Source organism: Methylobacterium sp. CM6246 (genome assembly GCF_054818005.1).
In genome coordinates, this window is sequence record NZ_JBTXKY010000001.1 from 4,782,542 (window position 1) to 4,802,700 (window position 20,159).

Below are 20,159 nucleotides of genomic sequence, written 5' to 3' on the forward strand. Positions count from 1 at the left end.
CCGAGTCCGAACCCAGGGGGTGCGTCAAGGCCGAATGGTAAAAAATCCGTGGACAAGCGCCCCTCGAAGATGGTTGTATTCAATCAGATTCGGGGCGCGCGAGACGCCGCGGACGGATCGCAGTTCCCAAGGGTGAGGTTCGGCCATGCCGGAGGCGGCTTCCGCTTCCTTCTCCGCGCGTGCGGAATCGAGTCTTGCCGTTTCCTGGCCGATGCGCGTCCAGGATCCGCGGCTCGGTCTGGTCGAGCGGTGGCTGCGCTACGCCGTGCCGGGCATCCTGGCGGTGTTCCTCGCTTGCCTGATCGGCCTTGCGGCACTCCACATCCAGGGCCAGAAGGCCGAGATCCTGGCCGGCGCCAAGGCCGAGGTCGAGGGTTTCGCTCGGCTGGCCGCCCGGGCGATCACGTCGGCCGGTGGCCGGGCGGGCGATCTGCGTGCGCTGTTGCCGGAGAGCGAGCGGCACCCGGGGCGCCGCCTGCTGCTGCTTCGGCCCGATGCCCGCATCGCCGCCGCCCACCCGCCGCTGCCCGCCAGCTCGACGACCCTGGCCGAGGTGCTCGGTGAGAGCGAGCCGCTCTCGGGCCTGGGCGAGCGCGCCGGTGCCATGGCCCTCGACCTGCCCGGCGGCGAGAGCGTGCTGGCGGCCATCCACAGCCTGCCCGACGGGGCCGGTCAGGTCGCCGTACTTCAGCCGATCGAGCCGCTGATGCGCGGCTGGAGCGCGCGGGCCCGGGACCAGATCGTCCTGGTCGCCGCCGCGATCCTGGTGATCGTCGGCGTGGGCCTCGCCTATGGGTTGCAGAGCCGGCAGGCGACCCGCGCCGACCGTGCCCGCGAACAGATCCGCGGCCGCCTGGAGACCGCCCTGCGCCGCGGCGCCTGCGGGCTGTGGGACTGGGACATCGCCCGGGGCCGGATCTACTGGTCGGATTCCATGTACGCCCTGCTCGGCTACCAGCGGCAGCACGAATATCTCTCCTTCGGGGCCGTGAACGCCCTCGTCCATCCCGACGACGGCGACCTCTACAGCCTGGCCCGTGGCCTCGCCGCCAACCAGACCTGCGTCGATCATGCCTTCCGGATGCGCGGGGCCGACGGCGCCTATGTCTGGCTGCGCGCCCGGGCCGAAGTGATGCCGGATGCCACTGATGGTGGCCGCCACCTCGTCGGCATCGCCACCGACATCACCGAGCAGCGGGCGTTGGAGGAGACCAACGCGGCCTCCGACATGCGCCTGCGTGACGCCGTCGAGGCTATCTCGGAAGCCTTCGTGCTCTGGGATACCGGCAACCGCCTCGTCCTGTGCAATTCGAAGTTCCGCCACCTCCACGCCCTCAGCCCCGAGGACGCGCAATCGGGCCGGAGCTACATCGATGTGATGGGCCGGGGCGTGCTGCCCCAGGTCCGACGCGAATCCCCCGAGGCCAACCTGGCGCTTACCGGGCTAGCGGCCCGGACCTTCGAGGCCGAGCTGACCGACGGCCGCTGGCTGCAGATCAGCGAACGCCGGACCAAGGACGGCGGCTATGTCTCGGTCGGCACCGACATCACCAGCCTGAAGCGCCATCAGGAGCAGCTTCAGGCCTCGGAGCGCGAACTGATCGAGACCGTCAAGGACCTCAAACGCTCCCGCCGTACCCTCGAACTCCAGACCCAGCAGCTCGCCGATCTGGCCGAGCGCTACCTCGACCAGAAGGCCGCGGCCGAGGCCGCCAGCCAAGCCAAGTCCGAGTTCCTGGCCAACATGAGCCACGAGCTGCGCACCCCGCTCAACGCGATCATCGGCTTCGCCGACGTTATGGAGAACGCGGTTCTCGGACCTCTCGGCACCCCTCGCTACACCGAGTATTGCCGCGACATCCGCGAGAGCGGCTCGCACCTGCTTTCGATGATCGACGACATCCTCAACATGGCCCGGCTCGAGGCGCGGCGGGTGCGGCTGAACCCGCGGACGATTCCCGCCGATGCCGCCGTCGCATCGGTTCTCGGCCTCGTCGAGGCGGCCGCCCGGGAAAAGGGGATCGCGGTCGGCATCGACGTGCAGCCCGGGATCGAGCTGCTGGCCGATCCGAGTGCGATGCAGCAGATCCTGGCCAACCTCGTGCAGAACGCCGTGAAGTTCACACCGGCCGGGGGCCGCATTGCGGTGCGCGTCCGCCGCGCGGGGGCCAGCACTCACCTGTTCGTCGAGGATAGCGGCATCGGGATCCCGCGCGCCGACCTCGCCCGCCTCGGCCGGCCATTCACCCAGGTCGAGGCGCAGATGACCCGCAGCCACAAGGGCTCGGGGCTGGGGCTGGCGATCACCCGCTCCATGGTCGAGCTGCACGGCGGCTCCCTGCGGATCCGCTCCGAGGAGACGGTCGGCACTGTCGTCCTGGTGCGCCTGCCAGCCCCGGCCCCCGAGCAGACAGACCGCCTCGGCCGCGCTGTCGCCGCACCCCGGAATGACGGTCGCAAGTCGGCCGCTGCCTGAGCCGGCCGGCGCGTCACCGGCTCGTGTCGAGGCCGCCCATCCGCGCCAGCCGACCCTGCTCGACCTGCCAGCGGGCATCGGCCACGGCGCGTGTGAGGCGTCGGATCCGCCAGCGGCGATAGGGCGAGAGGTATCCCCATCCGCCGAGTCCGGCCTCGTGACGGCGCAGGCGCCGCAGCAGGTCCGGCAGCAGCGCCGAGGCCGCGTCGGCGGTGGCGATCTCGATGGCGCGCAGCTCGGCCCGGAACTCCGCCTTCCAATCCTCCATGGCGACTTCCCCGTGCCGACCCGAACCTATGCGGCGAACCGTCGTTGGTCGCCGGCCGGTGGGCCCGGGGCTCGCCCGCGACACGGAATCGCCCCCACAGAACGCGTGTCGCGATCCGGCGTTTCCCTCGCAAAGGATCCGCTTTCCGGATCGAACTTCGGGAGACATCAACGATGCGTTCAAGGACTACGCTTCGCCTCACCCTCTCCGCCCTGCTCGGTCTGGCGACTGCCCCGGCTCTGGCCCAGAGCGTCGGCTACGCCACCGGCTTTCCGGGTAAGGACCCGGCCGGCGACGAGGAGATCGGTTGGGGGCCGGCCTACCGGCCCGAGACCAGCTTCGCCCAGCCCGGCACGCCGCCGACGCCCGGCCAGATCGCGGGACGGGCCTATCGAGCCCGAACCGGGCACGGCGTCTACGACCAGGTCCAGGGTGAGGGTCCATACCGCAGCCGGTAGGGCATCGTCCCGAAGCGCCCGGCGTCCGATAGATGACGCCGCATATGGCGTGAACGTCAGCGCCGCCGCAACGCTCTCTTGGCTGCGGCGTGCGCCTCGTGCTCGAACCGGGCCAGCCGCAGGCGCCGCTCGAGGGATAGGGTCCGATCCCCCGGCGGCAGGGCGATGAGTTCGGCCACCTGCGTGCGCTCGCGGTAGAGGTCTTCCAGGGCCGAGCCATCGAGCGTCGCCGAGTCGAGCCTGTCGGCGAAACCGGTCTCGTGGCAGACGCGCACGATGTCTGCCTCCAGCAGCAGGCCGGGGGCATGGTTGCGCAGATCCTCGTCGTAGGCTGTCTTGAGCAGCGTCGCGGTGCCACCGGCGATCAGGGCGAGGCTGACCGCGATCGGCCGACCATCCAGCGTCAACGCATCCGCCCGGACCGCGACCGGGCCGGACACATCGGTGAACAGGGCGCGGGCGAGCGTTTCGGTCTCGGGCCGGCAGGCCATGGCGGTCCCGGCCTCGCCCTTCCAGCCCCGGCGTTCGAGGGCGAGGAACGCCGCGACCAACGCGGCGAGATCCGGGCCATGCGTGGCGCTCACATGCGCGAGGCTACTAATCTCGCCGAGCCGACGAGCGCGGCGACGCAGATCCTTGAACCGAGAGCGGTTCGGGTGCCCGGCCAGGAAGGCGGTGTGGTCCTTCCGGCGCTCCATCACCGGGCGCTCGAACGCCGCCACCGTGCCGATGGCCCAACCGCGCGCGCGCATGGCCGCGAGCATCTCCGGGATCACTCCGTCCTGCACCGGCAGGAGCGGCCAGCGCCAAGCCCGGCCGCCGGACGCCTGCTCCAGGCCGGTGACCAGGGCCGCGACGGTCGCGGCGCGCTCGGGTCCGTCGATGACCAGGGGCGTCGTGGCCGTCACCAGCGGTGACAGGAACGGCCGTGCGACCCGGCCACCGAGGCCGGTGAGGTCGCGCCGGAACGCGAACGGCAGGAGCGCGGACAGGCGATCCCCGCGGTGAACCGTGACGAAGCTCACAGCCGCCGGCAGCATCCCGGCGGCTTGGTGCGCGGCGATCGTTTGGCGTGCGTAATGCGGGTGGGGCGTGGCGCTCGCGGCGAACAGCGCGTCCCACGCCTCTGGCTCCGGTGCCGCGCCGACCGAGACCGACAGGTCGGACGCTCTCACGCGCGCGGCGGCCGCGTGGACGATCATCGCGTCGCTCCTGTGGACCAGATCGGGGTCGGCAGCCCGTGCAGGCGTCCCGCGGCGGCGGCCAGCAGCATGGCGCGGGCGATCGTCGCCAGCGCCACTGCGAGCGCGGCGCCCAGGGTTCCAAAGGGCGGAATCAGGGCCAAGCACAGGAGCGCGGCGGCAACCAGCATGGCGGCGGTGATGCCGGCACAGAGGCGCTCCCCGCCCAGCATGGTCAGCAGGTCCTCGCCGGGGCCGAACAAGCTGGCGGCGACGCTCCCGGCCACCAGCACGGCCAGGATCGGGACGCTGGAGCCGAGCCCGGGGCCAAACATCGCTAGCAGGAGGGGGCTTGCGACCACGATCCCGGCCCCGACCAGCAGGGTGGCGGCGGCGGTCAGCCGGCCCTGGCGGCGGACGAGGTCGGCGAGCAGCGGGCGGTCGGCCTGGGCATTGGCGGCACTGTAGCGCTGAAGCGTCGCCGCGCTGGCGGCGAAGTGCACGAACACTACGAATTGCTGGATCCGGGTCGCCGCGAAGTAAAGGCCGAGCTCGGCCGGGCTCACCAGGGCGCCGAGCACGATCACGTCGACGAAGGTGAAGCCGGCATTGGCCAGGTCGATCCCGGCGATCGGCAGGCTCGTACCGAGCCAGGTCCGCCAATGATAGCGATGCGGCCCGGCCGGCAGGTCCGCCCGCAGGCGCGCCACGAGCAGGGCGGCCTGGAGCGCGGTGGCGATCGCGGCCGCGACCAGCATGCAGGCCATCGCGACTTCGGCCCGGGGCGGGGCTCCGAGCAGGACGGCGCCGACCATGCAGGCCATCATCAGGCTCTGGCGCAGCAGGTAGGGCGGCGCGATCGCGAGCCCGACCCAGTTCTGGCTTCGCGCCACCCCTTCGAGGTAATCCTGGAGGGCGAAGAGCGGCATCACGCACAAAGCCACCGCGATCGGCGCGCGGTATGCCGATGCGAACAAGCTCGGCTCCAGCCACAGCAGGGCCGCGCCGAGACCGGCCACGCTGACGGCTGCCCCGCCGGTCACCAGGGCACCGACCCGGATATAGCCGCGGGCCAGGTCGAGATTGCCCCGAGCCTGGTCGCCCGGAACGAACCGGCAGGCGCCCTGCGACAGACCGAGGGTGAGCGTGTGGCCCAGCATCGCGGTCCAGACCCACACCGACGCGAAGACCCCGTAGGCGTCCCAGCCCATCAACCGGGCGGCGAGCACCTGTGCCGCGTAGGCGAAACCGGCGGCGCCGACCCGGATTGCGAAGACCGTGAGCGCCGCCCGCCCTGGCCCGGCCCGCAGGGCGTCGAGGCGCCGAGCGGCGGCGGCGAGCAGGGGGCGGGCTGGGACGGCCGTGGCTGACACTACGCGCTCCGCACCGGGCTATTCTCGCGCATCATCCCGAAAGCGGGGTCGGCCTTCAAAGCCGGATGATGCCCATCGATCCCGTGAAGGCGGCGCCAGGAACCTGATATCCTCGGATGCGGGATCTTCGGATCCTGTATCCAGAACGTTGTTCCAGTAACCGCCGAAGAACGGTCTCGGGATGAGGTGTCTAGCCCGGTGCGCGTTGCGGCCCGGTTAAGGGCGCGGGGCCGGGTGCGGTTGCCGGTTCCGGGGCGGCTTCGGTCCGGGCAAGCGAGGTGGCGATGGTCAACGCCACGTGCTCGGCCATGCAGCGCAGGCCGAGATCGTTCAGCCGGAACTGCCGGCCGAGCATGTGGCTCTCGCCCTTGTCGGTGCGGCTCGAGAGGTAGTGCAGGGCCTCGTAGCGCCGGACTAACGGCACCTGCTGCTGGTTCGCCACCGTACGGACCGCGTCGACAATCCGGTTGTAGTCGACATCCGCCGCCATGCTGGCCGTGTAGATCGGATCGACCAGAACCACGTCGATCCCATGCGAGCGGATCCAGGTGACGGCCTCGCTCAGCGAACTGGCGAACGCGTCGGCATCGACCCGGGCGATGGCGTCGTGGGTGCCGACCTGCCAGACGACGAGGTCGGGCTCCGCCTCCGCCACCATGGTACGCAGGCGCTCGGAGGCGCCTGACGCGATCTCCCCCGGTAGGCCGCGGTGGTCGATGGTCACGTCGATCTTGGGCAGGGCCCGTTCCAGGGCGGCTTCGAGCTTGGCCGGATACGAGGCCGAGGCGCCCGGTGCTGAGCTGCCGCCGATCGCCAGGATCTTGAGGGCGCGATTCTCGCTCAGCGCGGTCCGGACCGCGCTGAGCTTGGCCATGGTGTAGAGTTGCGCGCCCGGCACCCGGCATTCCTGCGACAGGCTGGGCTGATCGCCCGGACCCGGATCGGCCGGTTGCTCCGCCGCTGCCGCCATCGGCGCCGCGAGACCAAGGATCAGGCCGGTCAGCACCCGGCGAATCCCGGAGACGCGCGTGCGCCTCACGGCCGGGGCCGGGACGACTTGCTGCGGGTGCGCCATTCGACGAACCATGCGGTGAACCCCAGACCCACCAGGCCGCTTCCGGCGACCATCATATCGACCAGCACGCCTCCGCCGGTCTGGAAACGCACGAGCTGCCCGAACAGGCTCAGGATCGACCCCATCGAGAAGACCGCCAGGGAGTTCCGGCCCAGCTGACTCAGATAGCGCCCGACGACCCCGATTCGGGGAGCTAGAACTGCGTAAAGCGGCGCGAAGGCGAGCAATACCCCCAGGAAATGAAGAAGCCGCGCCGGTGTCAGGTAGGTTTTCTCGAACGTGAACAGCAGCCGCGGCTCGGGCACCATCAGCGGATCCGGCCGGAGACCGGTCACGGCGAGCACGACGCCCACGAGGACGATGGCAAAGCCGGCCGGGATCAGGCGCCGCGACCACCGGCGGAGGGTGTCTGAGCGCAGGCTCCAGCCCTGAAGCACGAACCCCAGCACCAGCAGCACCTGCCAGCAGAACGGATCGAAGAACCAATCGCCCTCCCCGGGCCAGGACGGCACGTTCCACTCGAACACGAGGCTCGCGAGGTAGACGCCCCCGGACAGCGCCAGCGTCGCCAGCAGGCTGAGTCGGCCGACCAGCACGAAGATCGGCGCGATGCCGATGAGCACCACGTAGAGCGGCAGGATGTTGAAGAACCCGAGCTGGTAGGTCATCAGCGCCATGCCGCAGACCGACTGGATCGGGTCCGCGAAGAACCCGCCGGCATTGTGCCATTCGAGGATCAGGGGGTTGTCGAGCAGCAGCGCCGCGCCGGCGATGAGCGCCAGCGCGAGCAGCATGACGGTGAGCTGCGCCCGGTAGACCTCCACGGTGCGGGCGAGCAGCCGCACCACGCTCTTGCCCGCGGCCTCCGGCTTGCCGTCGCGTCCGCGCGTGGCGATGCCGATCGACCAGCCCGCCAGGAACACGAACAGCTCGGCGGCGTCCGAGATGCCGTATTGCGAGAAGGTGTAGCGCTCGAAGGTATTGCCCGGGACGTGGTTGATGAAAATCGTCACCAGGGCGAAGCCGCGCCAGAAGTCGATCGCGTTGGGGTCGCGCATCGTCGCGGCGGCTCCGGGGTTTCGGCACGGGATCGGGGGTCGGCGGCCCCTGATACGGCGCCGGACCGACTCTGCAAAGGCGAACAAAGGGTGAGTTCGCGGGTGCATGCGAACCGGGCGGTCACGCTCGCGTTAGGTCCGGGCAAGGAGACCCGTCACGATGACCCGCACGATCACGATCCTCGGCCTATCGGCCCTGCTGCCGGTGCTGGCCGCCTCGGCCGCCTCGGCACAGGCTCAGACCGGAACCGGCGGGGGACCGACCTCTACGATCACGGCGCCGCACACCTCGTCGGTCGGCCAGACGATGCCGCCCGCCTCCGGCGCGGGCGCCGCAACGGTCAACGACCGCCGCGACCGCACCCGCCAGCAGATCGAGGACGACAAAATCTCGCAGGGCATCTGCATCGGCTGTGCGCCGAAGTAGGTTTTTCCGCGCCTCACGGCGCTCCGGGGCCATCCGGCCCCGGAATCTTACGGCGCGCGTTACCGCAGAGCCAACTCGTCCTCGCTCTCGCGGGCGAGGCGGAGCAGGTTCTGGCCGTAATTGGTCTTGGCGAACATCTCGCCGCGGGCGATCAACTGTTCGCGGGTGATAAATTTCTGGAGGAAGGCAATTTCCTCCAGGCAAGCCACCTGGAGGCCCTGGCGGTTCTGCAGGGTGCGGACGAACTCGCTGGCTTCCAGCAGGCTGTCGTGCGTTCCGGTGTCGAGCCAGGCATAGCCGCGCGACATCCGCTCGACGTAGAGCTGACCGCGCTCGAGATAGGCCTCGTTGACGCTGGTGATCTCCAGCTCGCCCCGGGCCGACGGCTTCACGGCGGCGGCGATGTCGAGCACTTGGTTGTCGTAGAAGTACAGGCCGGTCACTGCCCAGGTGGATTCCGGATTCTGCGGCTTCTCGACGATCTTGGTCGGGCGCCCGGTCTTGTCGAGATTGACCACGCCGTAGGCCTGCGGATTGTCGACGTGGTAGGCGAACACCGTCGCGCCGTCCTTGCGTGACCGCGCTTGGTGCAGCAGCTCCCTCATGCCGGCGCCGAAGAACAGGTTGTCGCCAAGGATCAGCGCCACGTCGTCGGTGCCGACGAAGTCGCGTCCGATCACGAAGGCCTGGGCCAGGCCCTCTGGCCGCGGCTGCACCGCGTAGGTGAATTGCAGGCCGAACTGCTCGCCGGTGCCGAACAGGCGCTTGTAGTTGTCGAGGTGCTCCGGCGACGAGATGATCAGGATCTCGCGGATGCCGGCCAGCATCAGAACCGAGATCGGGTAGTAGATCATCGGCTTGTCGTAGACCGGCAGCAGCTGCTTGTTGATCGACAGCGTGGCCGGATGCAGGCGCGTGCCGGATCCGCCGGCCAGGACGATGCCCTTCATGGCTTGGAAGCTCCCTCTCGAACCGGCCCCACGAGTCGGTCCAGGATGTCGTCGAGCGCCGCCTGCCAGGGCCGCGGCGCGATGGCGTAGGCGTTCGTCAGGCTGTCGGTGGACAAGCGCGAATTGGCCGGCCGCCGGGCCGGTGTCGGATAGGCGGAGGTCGGGATGCCGGTGACCGGAATCGACCGGCCGCCGCGCCGGGCGGATCCTGCCACGATAGCCTCGGCGAAGCCGTGCCACGTGGTGGCGCCGGCATTCACATAATGGAACGTCCCGGTGGGCGCGTCCGAATCCTCGGCCAGGCGCCGGGCGATCGTCGCCAGGGCGGCGGCGAGGTCGGCCGCGGAGGTGGGGCAGCCGTGCTGGTCGTTGACCACCGTCAGGGCGTCGCGCTCGCCGGCGAGCCGCAGCATCGTCTTGACGAAGTTGCCACGGTGCGGACTCACCACCCAGGCGGTGCGCACGACCGCGTGGCGCGGGTTGGCACTGCGTACGGCGAGTTCGCCCGCGGCCTTGCTGGCGCCGTAGACGCTCTGCGGGTCGATCGGCGCGTCCGGCGCGTAGGCGCCGTCGGGTTTCGTCCCGGCGAAGACGTAGTCGGTCGAGACGTGTACGAGCGGGATCGTCTTGGCGGCCGTCGCGGCCGCCAGGATCGCCGGGGCGAGCGCGTTGAGGCGCCAGGCCTCGACCACGTCGGACTCGGCCTTGTCGACGGCGGTGTAGGCGGCGGTGTTGATCACCGCCCGGTAATCGCGCGCGGCCAGAGCGCCGGCGATTGCGCCCGAATCGGTGATGTCGAGCTCCGCCCGGGTCGGCGCGTGCACCGAAACGCCGGCCGGCCAAGCCAGGGCCTGCAACCCGGTGCCGACCTGGCCGGCGCCGCCGAGGACCAGGATATCCATCAGCCGGTCAGCCCGAGGCGCTCGCCCGTGTAGCGGCCCTCGCGGATCGGGCGCCACCAGCTCTCGTTGTCGAGATACCAGGCCACGGTCTCTTCCAACGCCTGCTCGAAGGTCTTCTGCGGCTTCCAGCCGAGTTCGGTCTCGGCCTTGGTGCAGTCGATGGCGTAGCGCCGGTCATGGCCCGGCCGGTCGGCGACGAAGCTGATCAGCTGCTCATGGGGGCCCTGCTCCGGCCGCAGCCGGTCGAACGCCGCGCAGAGCGCCTTCACCACCGCGAGGTTGTTGCGCACTGCCCGGCCGCCGAGCAGGTAGGTGTTGCCGATCCGGCCACGCTCCAGCACCGCGACCAGACCCTTGGCGTGGTCCTCGACATGGATCCAGTCGCGCTCGTTCAGGCCGTCGCCGTAGACCGGCAGCTTCTTGCCCTCGAGGGCGTTGAGGATCATCAGCGGGATCAGCTTCTCCGGGAAGTGCCGTGGCCCGTAATTGTTCGAGCAGTTGGTCACCAGCACCGGCAGCCCGTAGGTCTCGTGCCAGGCGCGGGCCAGGTGATCGGACGCTGCCTTCGAGGCCGAGTAGGGCGAGCGTGGGTCGTAGCGGCTGTCCTCGGTGAAGAACGCGCCCGGGGGCAGTGAGCCGTAGACCTCGTCGGTGGAGACGTGGAGGAACCGGAAGGTCTTCTTTTCGGCGTCCGGCAGGGCTTCGTAATAGCCCCGGGCGGCGTCCAGCATGGTCTGGGTGCCGATGACGTTGGTACGCACGAACGCGCCCGGATCGGTGATCGAGCGGTCGACATGGCTCTCGGCGGCCAGATGCATCACCCCCTGTGGCTTGAACTCGGTCATGGCGGCCTGCACGGCGGCGCGGTCGCAGATGTCGGCCTCGACCAGCCGGTGGCGCGGGTTGTCGGCGAGCGGCGCGAGGGAGATCGGATTGGCCGCGTAGGTCATCGCGTCGAGGGTGCAGACCTCGTGGCCGAGATCGTTGACGAGGTGCAGCACCAGCGCCGAGCCGATGAAGCCGCAGCCTCCGGTCACGAGAATGCGCATGGTGGGTCCCCTTCAAATCGTTCGCGTGCGGAAATGAACTGCCGGAAGCTAAAGACCGCCCGGCGTGACGGAAATACGGCCCGGCCGCGCGGCGGCCGGAAACGCGGGTTCAGAAAACCCGGCCGAGATCGGCGAGCCGGGGTGCGCGGCGGTCCTTGTCGGACAAGATCGCGGCCTCGCCCGCGACCGGCCACGGGATCCCGATCTCGGGATCGTCCCAGGCCAGCGCCCGGTCGTGCTCCGGGCTGTAATAGGCATCGACCTTGTAGGCGACCATGACGTCCGGGGTGAGGGTGCAGAAGCCGTGGGCGAAACCGTGCGGGATGTAGAGCTGCTCGCCGCTCTCGGCGTCCAGCGTCACGGCCACGTACTTGCCGAAGGTTGGCGATTCGCTGCGGATATCCACCGCGACGTCGAGGATCGCGCCCTGGAGCACCCGGATCAGCTTGGCCTGGGCCTGCGGGGCGATCTGGAAGTGCAGGCCGCGGATCGTGCCCTGCGGGGCCGAGAACGATTGGTTGTCCTGCAGGAACGGGGCGGTGATCCCGGCCCGGGCCATCGCGTCGGCACGGAACGTCTCGGAGAACCAGCCGCGCGCATCGCCGAAGCGCTTCGGCTTGATGCGCTTCACGTCCGGGATTTCGGTCTCGACCACGTCCATGCCAGCGCGCCCCTCACCGCCGATGCTGCCGGGCAGCCCCGCGGACCTCTCCGTTTCGGACGTCCCGGGCATCGCGCCGGCTGCGCCGAGATCAACCTCGATGATCGAAGCGCGACTTCCGGTCATTCGCCGGCCGTGTCAAGGCGTGTCGGTTGCGGGCCGCCGGCCGACCGGCGGTCTTCGCCGTTGTTTTCCAGGGTCAGTCTTGCCCGTAACGGGTTTGGCCAAAACAGACCTGGCAAGAAAAAGCCGGTTCAAGGAGAGCCGATGCCCCCCGTCTCGGTCGAGTTACTGCTGCGCGATCACCTTGCCGACCCGGCCTGCACCTGGAGCCTCGGTGCCTACGGGGCGGTGGCGGCCTTCGCGCGGGATCCGGCCGAGTCCGCCGCGTTCTGCGAGGGTGGCCGGATCGGGCTCGCGACGCCGCGGGGGGCGATCGCCCTCACCGCGAGTCCGGATCTGGTGCCGTTCGCCTACGAGACCGGCTTCACCGGCGGGTGGAGCCAAGCGGTCGCCCTGTGCCTGCCCGCTCAAGCCTGTGCCATGGGCCGCCGCGTCGTGCTGACGGAGCTCGGACCGGATGAGGCCGCGTCGCGGGCGCAGGATCGCGGGGCGATCCTGTTCGATCTCGGCCTCGGGCTCCGGGCGGTCGATGCCTGCGTGCGGGTGGCCGATCCCGGCCTGGTCGACCGTCTGAGAGCCGCGTGCGGACGACCGATCCTCGCGCCCGGCACTGCGATCGGGGCCCTCCTGATGGAGGCGAGCCCGCATCGGGTTTTCTCGGCCCGCTTCGGCCGGGTCGAGGTCTATACGCCGATCCCGCCGGCCGGCGGCGCAAGCGCATCGGGGCCGCACACGCATATCCTGCCCCAGCTCCTGCGGCTCGGCCGGACGCACGCGGCCACCGCACCGATCCCGTCCGGTCTCGTGCCCTGCGCGGCGCTGCATCCGGCGCACCCGGCCAAGGACGCGACGGGCCGCCGGGCCGGCTTTGACGCCGCCCGCCATGCCGCGTTCGGAAGCCTGCTCGACGCCTGGGGCGACCCGGCGCTCACCGCGCTTCGGCGGACGGTGCTGGCCGGCGGCGAACCCGATCCCGTTTCGGCGAATAGCCGTTTCGCCCGATCGGCGATCCGGGCGGCGCAGGCGCAGGTTTTAGCGATGCGTAGCTGAGCGCCACGGCCCTCATTGCGGGTGCAGGAAAGCTACTTAAGGCCGCGCGCGATTTTAAGACGTGGCGCATCACTGAGTTGCTTGGCTGCGCGCGCAAGGTCCGTGTGGCCGATGTGACTCCTTCGGCCAGCCACCCGCACAAATCGAAAGCCCTTTCAGCGAACCGGAGGCGGAGGTGGGGGTGGAGCCAGGAGGGTTGCGAGCGCCGGGTGGTCGCCGGCGGCGATCCAGGCGCCTCCCTGCGGGTGGATCTGGGTGGTAGCGCTCAGGATGCCTGCGCGCGCCTGCGCGACGAGTTCGGCCAGCGGGAACGGGCCTTCGACCGTGTCCCGGTAGACGTAGAAGAGATTGATCGGCGGTGGCGGCGGGGCGGGCGCGGCCGGGCTCGCGAGGCGCAGCAGCGCCTCGGTCGTGAAGGCGGAGGGCTCGATCACCCGCTTGTCCACGGCCCGCAGGGCCGGCGGATCGGACGGGTCGCGGTTGGCCTCTTCGGCCGACACGTCGGAGAGGCTCCCCGAGATCGGTTTGGCCCAGTCCTCGACCCGGGCGAGCAGCGTGTCGAACAACCGGTCCGGATCCACCGGCAGGCCGCCGGCCTTAACGGCGGCCTGTCGCCAGCGTAGGGCCAGCGACGCCGCGACGGCGTTGCCGACGCCGCCGACCCTGGCCTCAGCGTCGAAGTTCACCGTCTCCCGCCGCGGTGCGTAGGCCCGTTTGGCGGTCCAGGCGAACAGGGCCGCCATCGCGAGGTTCTGGACCGGAGACAGGGCCGCCTCGGCCTCGGCGAGCTGGGCCTCGATCGCTGCGCGCTGGACCCTGTCGAACAGCTTGCGCCTGAGGGTCCGCTCGGACCCGACGCTGCGCCAGTCGCCGGGCTCGAACGCGAAGCGCCACAGCCCCGTCTCCGGCGCCCGATGGAGCAGGCCGAGGCAGACGGCGCGCAGGAACAGCGACAGGGTCTCGCGCAGGGCATCCGATTCTTCGGCCGAGGGGGCGACCGGGTCCGGGAAGCGAAGATAGTCCTTGTGATTGTGGAGCGGAATCGCGTCGAGGCGGTCCAGCTCCTGCGCGTAGGCGGTCCGCCAGTCGCGGCGTAGGGGACCGAGCACGTCGAGCGGTACGCCCGACAGCTCGCAGTAGCAGACGATGCGGCCCCGCTGGCTCGATTCGAGAAAGCCGATCTCTCCGGCGCCCAGCACCGGCGGCAGGCTCGCCCGCAGGATCGGGCCGAATTCCGCCTGGAAGGCACGCGAGCCTTCCACCGCCAGGATCGTCTTGAACTGGTCGCCGCCCGGGCTGAAGGCGTCGAACCGCGCGTAGATCCACGGCATGCAGCGCAGCAGCATCAGCTCCAGCGTCTCGCGCTGCTTTGCGGGCGGCAATTCGCGCAGGGCGTCGAGCGCCGACGGGATGCGGGCGCGGTGCGGCCCGAGTCGGCGCCGGGCCATCTCGCGCACGGCGTTGAGCAGGTCGGCCCGGGGCTCCTCCTCGCGCAGCAGCGCGAAGATCGCGCGTGACCCGCCATAGGCGCGGAATGCCTCGCGGGCCCAGGCGAGCTGCTCGGCCGGGGCGACCGCGATCTTGTCCGGTAGGTCGCCGGAGGGCAGGACCAGGAAGGTACCGCCCGAGGGGCGCTCGATGGCGTTGCGGATCTCGGCGATGTCGAGGCGCAGCTCGCGCATCAGTCGACCCACATCCTCGTGGCCCTGGTTCAGGGCGCCGAGCAGGCCGTCGTAGCGGGCGGCGCCGGTCTCCGGGTCGCGCCCGGTCCGGGCGCCGAGGCTGGCCGAGACCCGGCGCAGCAGCTCGGCCCCCTCCCGGGCGGCCACGGCGCGGATGCGCAGGACGCAGGAGCCCCGCAGATCCTCCCGGGCCTGTTCCAGGTAGCGCTCGGCGTCACGCCGGTGCGAGAAGATCAGGCCGGGGCGGACCTGGTCGAGCCGGCTCAGCGAGGCGGAGAAGTGCTCCGCCAGCATCTCGTCGGCGAGGCGGGCGTAGGTGTCTGCGGCGCCGGTGAGCCGGGCGAGCGCGCCGCCATCGGCCTCGATCAGGTCCTTCACGCCCTCGATCAACGCCCGCGCGTAGTCGAGGCCGCCACGTTCCTGGTCGTCGAGGAGGCGATAGAACGCGGCCGGCAGAGCGCCGTCCCGGTCGGAGAGCCAGGCCGCCTCGAGCTTGGCGCGCACGTCCAGCACCTCGGCGCCGCGGGGACCGTAGGCGGCGCCCGAACCGGTACGACCTAGGATGTCGTCGCGCAGGCGCTCGGCTGCCTTGCGCAGGTTCGGCGCCCAGTCCCTGGGGCTGGCGATCTCGGCCTTGATCGCGTCCACCGCCTCCTCGACGCCGAGCGCCACCGATTCCTGGATCGACGAGCCGTCCGCCCGCTGCAGCAGCGTGCCGACGAGGTCGTATTCGGGGATGCCGGGCGGCGCCGGCTGGAGCACCCTCGGAAACGCTTCGAAGGCGGAGAAGCGCAGGGCGAGCCGGTCGGCGGCGAAGCGGTCGCGCTCCTCCACGGTGGGGATGTTGCGCTCCGCCAGACGCTCCCCTTGCCCGCGGGCGACGCCGAAGAACGCCTCCACCATGCCGAGGCCCGCCCTGGCGGCGTGCTCCTCGAACTCGAGGCTGCCGCGGGTGGCGAGAACCGCCTGGCCCAGGGCCGAGTAGTTCAGCGAGAACAGGGCGGCACGGCCGGCGCGGTCCGGGCTCGGCGGCGCCCATTTGCGCATCTTGTGCTGGGTCTGGTTGACCCCGGTGGAGCGCTTGCGGCCGGAGAATTCGGAATTGCCGAAATCCTCGAACAGCACGTCCGCCATCATGTCGTAGAGGTCGCTGATCGCGCCTGTGCGCTGATCGGCGAGATTCTGGGTGTCGAACAGGTAGACGTCGCTGAACGGCCGCTCGACCCCCCGGGAGACCCGAGCGTGGTCGCCCCAGCTCTCGACATAGGGCGGCTCCGGATTGCCCCGCATGGCGTATTCGAGTTCGGACAGGGTGGCCACGCCGTTGGCGAAGACCCGGTCCTTGTTGGCCCCGACATAGCCCGAGGGCAGGACCAGGAAGAGGTCGACCGCGTCCGGGCGCTTGGGCGTCTCCAGCGAGGAGATCGCGTAGCCGGCATCGATCACCGCCCCCGAGCCGGTGCCGCCGGCAACCGACGCCACCACGACGACGCGCAGGTCGGTTGATGTGTCGAGGCCCAGCGCACGCAACTGCGCCTCGTTCGAGACGTTGGCGAGCACCGCGCCGGCCTTGGCGGTGAGCCGGCCGGTGAAATTGCGGACCTCGTCGAAGAACAGCAGCCGCGCGATGGCGCGGATCTGGCCCGCACCCTTCGAGGCGTCGATGCGCGACAGGTCCCGAGCGGGAAGCCAGGAATCGATGTGCGGATAGCTGCGCCGCTCGGCCTGGTAGCGAGCGAGGTTGACGGCCTTCTGCAGGGTCTCGCCCTCGCGGAACGCGACCTTGGCCGAGAGCGCGTCGGTGGCCGCCGCCCGGCCGGCCTCGCGGGCCTCCAGGGTGTCGGTGTCGAAATACAGGAAGGACGCCGCCGGAAACTGGTCGAGGGCGCTGATCCGCGTCCCGTTCCAGTCGGCCTGGAGGATCCGGCGACGCAGGCGCAGCAGCACCTCCATGCCGGTGCCGCCAAGCGCCACGAACACGGTCGGGCGGACCTTCAGAAGCGTTTCGGTCTCGGCGGCGGGCCGGGCATCAGCCATGGTCTCAGCGCCTCCGGTCGGGTGCGCGCAGGAACAGCACCAGGGCGGCGCCGAACAGCACGATGCAGAGCGCGAAGCCGGCCGCCAGCCCCGCCCAGGCCTGCCACAGCCGGCCGACCGTGGCGCTCACCAGGATCGACGCGGTGAGCATCAGCGCCGAGAACAGCATCCAGCTCGCGCCGTTGGCGGCGTCCAGCGTCGCGCGGCGGTTGATCAGGTGGGCGCGCACGCCCTGGCGGACGAACAGGAACAGCAGCGCCAGCACCACCAGCGCGGCGGCGCCGACCGCGAGTTCTGTGGTGGTCGGCCCCCGTTCGAGCCCGCTGAACGGGTTCGCCGCGGTGCTGGATTGGGCCGGCGGCGGCACGGTCTGGAGCGGATCGGCTTGCGGGGCCGGGTTCTGCGGGGCGGGAATGGTGAAATCCTGGCCCGTCCGGGCCTGGACGCGGACGATCCCGGATGGCCCAACGCCATCGCGATACAAAAACATCATGCGCCGGTTCCGGGCTCCTGGAGACGGGTTGCTCGGGCCGGCCCCCACAGGCCCGCCCGCACCTGCCAGCGGCTGCCGTCCGGGGCACGGACGGTCTGGGCCCGGTACGGCCTGAGGCTCACCCGCTTCTGGACGGTGCCGAGCGTCACGGTGTGCTGCCTTGCCCGGGTAGCGGCCACCGCCCCGAGGCCGGCGGCGGCAGCGAGGCCCAGGGCAGCCGCGGCGGCAGCGATGAGCGGCCAGGGCGAGAACGCCGCCTCGATCCGCACCGGCAGACTCACCGAGGCTTCCGAGACTCCGCGATAATCGCGGAACAGGCCGGGCAGCCGGCCCTCCACGGCGCTCGCATCCCCTACCGGCCCGCCCATCTGGTCTCCGGACAACAATCCGCTGCCGAAGATCGGCCGCACCCGTTCCAGGAAGGCCGGATCCAGCGCCAGGCGCAAGTCCGCCAGCCGCAGAGTCAGGGTGCCATCCACGGTGCTGCCGTCGGACACCAGACCGGCGAGGCCGACCGGACGCGGGATCGGCGGCAGGGTCAGGACCACCGCGAGCGGCCCGCTCTCGGCCTGGGGCGCCAGATCGGTGATGTCGGACGGCGAGACCGCCGCCTGGGCCAGCCCGGTCCCGGCCCCCTCTTCGTTCCAGCGCAGCGCCAGCCGGGCGGCCGCGACCCGCTGCGGATAGAGGCCGTTCCCCAGGTGGGCGGTGAGCCGCAGGACCGTCCCCGCCGCCGCGTCGGCCCCGCGCACCACCAGCACGCCGTTCTCCAGCCCGGCCTGCAACCCTCCGGCGTCGAGGCGGTCGAAGCGCAGCGTCAGGCCGCCGGCCAGCACCGGCTTCAAGCTCACCGGCGGATGATTGAACAGGGCCTTCAGTCCGGGTGTGGCCAAGGCGGCCTCGAGTGCCCGGCCCCCGGCCGCGCCGTAGCCGATGCCGTAGATGACGAAGCCGCCCTCCGAGAAGTTGCGACCCTTCAGGGGCATCCGAACCGGGTAGGCGACGATCCGGCTGATCGCGTCGGACCCGCGCAGCGCCGCGTAGAAGGCGGCGGTGTTGCGCTCGACCTCGGCGCTGTTGCCCGGGGAGTTCTTGTTGTTGGTGACCATCCAGATCACCCCGTCCCGGCCGCGCAGGCCGATGCGGATCGCGCCGAGCAGCGCGCCGTTGAAGTCGGCATCGGCATAGGCGCCACCACCGGCCTTGCGCGGCAGGTCGATCGCCGCGACAGCAGCCCGGACCCCGGCGGAATCGTAGGCCCCCTCATACAGGATCCGCGGCGAGGGCCGGCCAGGCACCTGTCCGTCCTGGTCGAAGGTCGCCACCGCCACGTCGGCCCCCGGGACCCGGGCCGCGGATGCCACAAGGGCTTCGACGAGGGGCCGGAACTGCGAGCCCTCGGCGGTCAGGAACGGCTCCATCCAACCGGAATCCTGCACCAGGAAGACCTGCCGCACCGGCGCATCGGCCAGGGCGCGTCCACCGAGCAAGAGAGCGAGCATCAGCAAGGCCCGGAGGGGCGCCCGGCTCATGATGCGCGCAGCCGCAGGGCGTGGCAGCGGCATTCCGACCGGCTCCACAGGTAGAGCACGCCATCGTGCAGCAGCGCCCGCGCATCGCCGATCCGCGACACCGCCAGACCCACCGGCAGCCGGCGCAGGCCGGCTCCGTGGGCGTGGTGGAGCACGTGCCCGGCCACGGGCGCCGGTAGGCTCTCGCCGCGCAAGAAGCCCCCGCGCGGGCCGGGAATGTCGAGGGCGAGCAGGATCGTGTCGCGGGTCATCGCCAGCCGCGGCACCAGCAAGTTGCCGGCATGGGCGCCAAGGTTGAGCGTTTCCTCGGAGGCCTGCCAGGGCACATCGAACCGCTCCGCGCCGGCATAGGTGCAAGGTCCCGCCGCGAGATGCGGCCCGTCGAGACCGTGGAGACCTGGATCCGGTGCCAGGGCGGCGACGTGGTAGCGGCCCGCGACCATGCCGAGTTGATGGTGCAAATCGGCCCGGTCGCGCCAGGGGGCTTGGGCGACCACCGGCGCGAAGCCGTCCGGCCAGGGCGTGACCCGGGTGTCGTCATCGAGCGTCCGGCAGGCGACAAACCCATCCGGACCCGTCCAGAACGAATCGTCGAGCCGGTTCATCCAGGGGCCAGCGAAGTCCGCATCCGGCGCGGGGGCGTCGAGGTCGTGCAGCACGAGGACGTTCGATGCGGCCGCCATGCGGCACAGAACGAGACGTCCATGCCGCTCGCCCAGGGCGAGGATGTCCCCGCCCCGCCAGCACGGCGCGGATCGGAAGCGCAGGCCCGGCATCCGGGCCTCGGCATGGTCGGAGTGGGGCCCGAGCTGCGGCAGTCGCACGCCGACCAGCGCATCGGCGGTGGCATAGGCGATACCCCGGCGGCCCGCCGTCAGGCCCGACCCCACCGGTGCCGGGGGCAGCCGTCCGAGGCCGACGAACCTGCTTCCGTCCCAGCCCTCGAACGCGCCCAGATTCTCCTGAAACAGGTAGAGCGCGGCCGGATGCCCGGCCCGGATCAGAAGGGGTACGCCGCTCGGCAGCGGCACCTCAAAGACGCTCTCAGCCGCGACGTCGAGGATCTCCGGGGCCGGCACCGGAACCGGCGGCCCCAGGGCCGCGCCGGTCCCGGGAGCGTACGCGAACGCGGCCGGGAACGGCCAACCCTCCCCATCCCGGCGGATGCCGAGATGGGCGATCCGGGCATCCCCGGCGGCGAGTGTGACCCCCGCGACCTCGGCCGCCACCGGCCGGCCGCCCGTGAAGCGCCAGAGCTGGCGACCGGGGAGGCTCGTGAGACGCGGGTCCGGATCGATCGGCCAGACGCCCTCCGGTGCGGTACGGGCGAGCGGCGATGGGTCGTCCAAGCTCACAGGCACCGG

At 71.0% G+C, this 20,159-nt stretch carries 17 protein-coding genes; 4 read left to right on the forward strand and 13 right to left on the reverse strand.

Annotated features, from left to right (window positions below; translation table 11 throughout):
- The first annotated feature begins 145 nt into the window (after positions 1-145).
- Positions 146-2,476 carry a PAS domain-containing sensor histidine kinase gene (locus tag ACYQPG_RS23135; RefSeq protein WP_461231841.1) on the forward strand — a complete coding sequence of 777 codons (2,331 nt, stop codon included), beginning with the start codon at positions 146-148 and terminating at the stop codon, positions 2,474-2,476.
- Between the two features lie 13 nt (positions 2,477-2,489).
- Here ACYQPG_RS23135 and ACYQPG_RS23140 read toward each other — a convergent pair whose 3' ends face one another.
- Positions 2,490-2,744, reverse strand: coding sequence for a hypothetical protein (locus tag ACYQPG_RS23140; protein WP_419830316.1), 255 nt, complete (start codon positions 2,742-2,744; stop codon positions 2,490-2,492).
- A gap of 173 nt (positions 2,745-2,917) precedes the next feature.
- On the opposite strand from ACYQPG_RS23140, the gene ACYQPG_RS23145 reads away from it, so the two are divergent.
- On the forward strand, positions 2,918-3,202 hold the full coding sequence (locus tag ACYQPG_RS23145; RefSeq protein ID WP_147939368.1) for a hypothetical protein: 285 nt from the start codon (positions 2,918-2,920) through the stop codon (positions 3,200-3,202).
- A gap of 56 nt (positions 3,203-3,258) precedes the next feature.
- Here ACYQPG_RS23145 and ACYQPG_RS23150 read toward each other — a convergent pair whose 3' ends face one another.
- From ACYQPG_RS23150 to ACYQPG_RS23165, 4 genes are all read right to left on the reverse strand, one after another.
- On the reverse strand, positions 3,259-4,404 hold the full coding sequence (locus ACYQPG_RS23150) for a GNAT family N-acetyltransferase (RefSeq protein ID WP_461231842.1): 1,146 nt from the start codon (positions 4,402-4,404) through the stop codon (positions 3,259-3,261).
- Positions 4,401-5,756, reverse strand: a complete 1,356-nt coding sequence (locus ACYQPG_RS23155) for a lipopolysaccharide biosynthesis protein (RefSeq protein WP_419830318.1) — start codon at positions 5,754-5,756, stop codon at positions 4,401-4,403. Before ACYQPG_RS23155 ends, ACYQPG_RS23150 begins: the two co-directional genes overlap by 4 nt.
- Positions 5,757-5,946: 190 nt before the next feature.
- Positions 5,947-6,831, reverse strand: a complete 885-nt coding sequence (locus ACYQPG_RS23160; protein WP_419830319.1) for an SGNH/GDSL hydrolase family protein — start codon at positions 6,829-6,831, stop codon at positions 5,947-5,949.
- On the reverse strand, positions 6,792-7,889 hold the full coding sequence (locus ACYQPG_RS23165; protein WP_419830320.1) for an OpgC family protein: 1,098 nt from the start codon (positions 7,887-7,889) through the stop codon (positions 6,792-6,794). The genes ACYQPG_RS23160 and ACYQPG_RS23165 overlap by 40 nt, the downstream gene beginning before the upstream one ends.
- A 160-nt stretch (positions 7,890-8,049) precedes the next feature.
- Here ACYQPG_RS23165 and ACYQPG_RS23170 point away from each other — a divergent pair, with 160 nt between their 5' ends.
- On the forward strand, positions 8,050-8,316 hold the full coding sequence (locus ACYQPG_RS23170; RefSeq protein ID WP_147907458.1) for a hypothetical protein: 267 nt from the start codon (positions 8,050-8,052) through the stop codon (positions 8,314-8,316).
- A gap of 59 nt (positions 8,317-8,375) precedes the next feature.
- Here ACYQPG_RS23170 and rfbA read toward each other — a convergent pair whose 3' ends face one another.
- From rfbA to rfbC, 4 genes are all read right to left on the reverse strand, one after another.
- Complete coding sequence (gene rfbA, locus ACYQPG_RS23175) at positions 8,376-9,266, reverse strand: glucose-1-phosphate thymidylyltransferase RfbA (protein WP_419830321.1); 891 nt, start codon at positions 9,264-9,266, stop codon at positions 8,376-8,378.
- Entirely contained in the window at positions 9,263-10,168 is a 906-nt protein-coding gene (rfbD, locus tag ACYQPG_RS23180) for a dTDP-4-dehydrorhamnose reductase (RefSeq protein ID WP_419830322.1), read from the reverse strand. Before rfbD ends, rfbA begins: the two co-directional genes overlap by 4 nt.
- Positions 10,168-11,217, reverse strand: coding sequence for a dTDP-glucose 4,6-dehydratase (rfbB, locus tag ACYQPG_RS23185; RefSeq protein WP_147939373.1), 1,050 nt, complete (start codon positions 11,215-11,217; stop codon positions 10,168-10,170). The genes rfbD and rfbB overlap by 1 nt, the downstream gene beginning before the upstream one ends.
- A gap of 109 nt (positions 11,218-11,326) precedes the next feature.
- On the reverse strand, positions 11,327-11,878 hold the full coding sequence (gene rfbC, locus ACYQPG_RS23190; RefSeq protein WP_419830323.1) for a dTDP-4-dehydrorhamnose 3,5-epimerase: 552 nt from the start codon (positions 11,876-11,878) through the stop codon (positions 11,327-11,329).
- A 267-nt stretch (positions 11,879-12,145) separates the two neighbouring features.
- Here rfbC and ACYQPG_RS23195 point away from each other — a divergent pair, with 267 nt between their 5' ends.
- Positions 12,146-13,051: a DUF6925 family protein gene (locus tag ACYQPG_RS23195; RefSeq protein ID WP_419830324.1), complete on the forward strand. Its 906-nt coding sequence runs from the start codon at positions 12,146-12,148 to the stop codon at positions 13,049-13,051.
- A 155-nt stretch (positions 13,052-13,206) separates the two neighbouring features.
- Here ACYQPG_RS23195 and ACYQPG_RS23200 read toward each other — a convergent pair whose 3' ends face one another.
- The 4 genes from ACYQPG_RS23200 to ACYQPG_RS23215 are packed head-to-tail and all read right to left on the reverse strand — an operon-like array spanning position 13,207 to position 20,150.
- Positions 13,207-16,770: a tubulin-like doman-containing protein gene (locus tag ACYQPG_RS23200; RefSeq protein ID WP_461231843.1), complete on the reverse strand. Its 3,564-nt coding sequence runs from the start codon at positions 16,768-16,770 to the stop codon at positions 13,207-13,209.
- A 4-nt stretch (positions 16,771-16,774) separates the two neighbouring features.
- Positions 16,775-17,263 (reverse strand): hypothetical protein, encoded by a 489-nt coding sequence (locus tag ACYQPG_RS23205; protein WP_419830325.1) that lies wholly within the window; start codon positions 17,261-17,263, stop codon positions 16,775-16,777.
- The gene (locus ACYQPG_RS23210; RefSeq protein WP_461231844.1) at positions 17,260-18,828 is read right to left on the reverse strand and encodes a hypothetical protein; all 1,569 of its coding nucleotides are present in this window, start codon (positions 18,826-18,828) and stop codon (positions 17,260-17,262) included. Before ACYQPG_RS23210 ends, ACYQPG_RS23205 begins: the two co-directional genes overlap by 4 nt.
- Positions 18,792-20,150: a hypothetical protein gene (locus ACYQPG_RS23215; protein ID WP_419830327.1), complete on the reverse strand. Its 1,359-nt coding sequence runs from the start codon at positions 20,148-20,150 to the stop codon at positions 18,792-18,794. Before ACYQPG_RS23215 ends, ACYQPG_RS23210 begins: the two co-directional genes overlap by 37 nt.
- Positions 20,151-20,159: the final 9 nt, after the last annotated feature.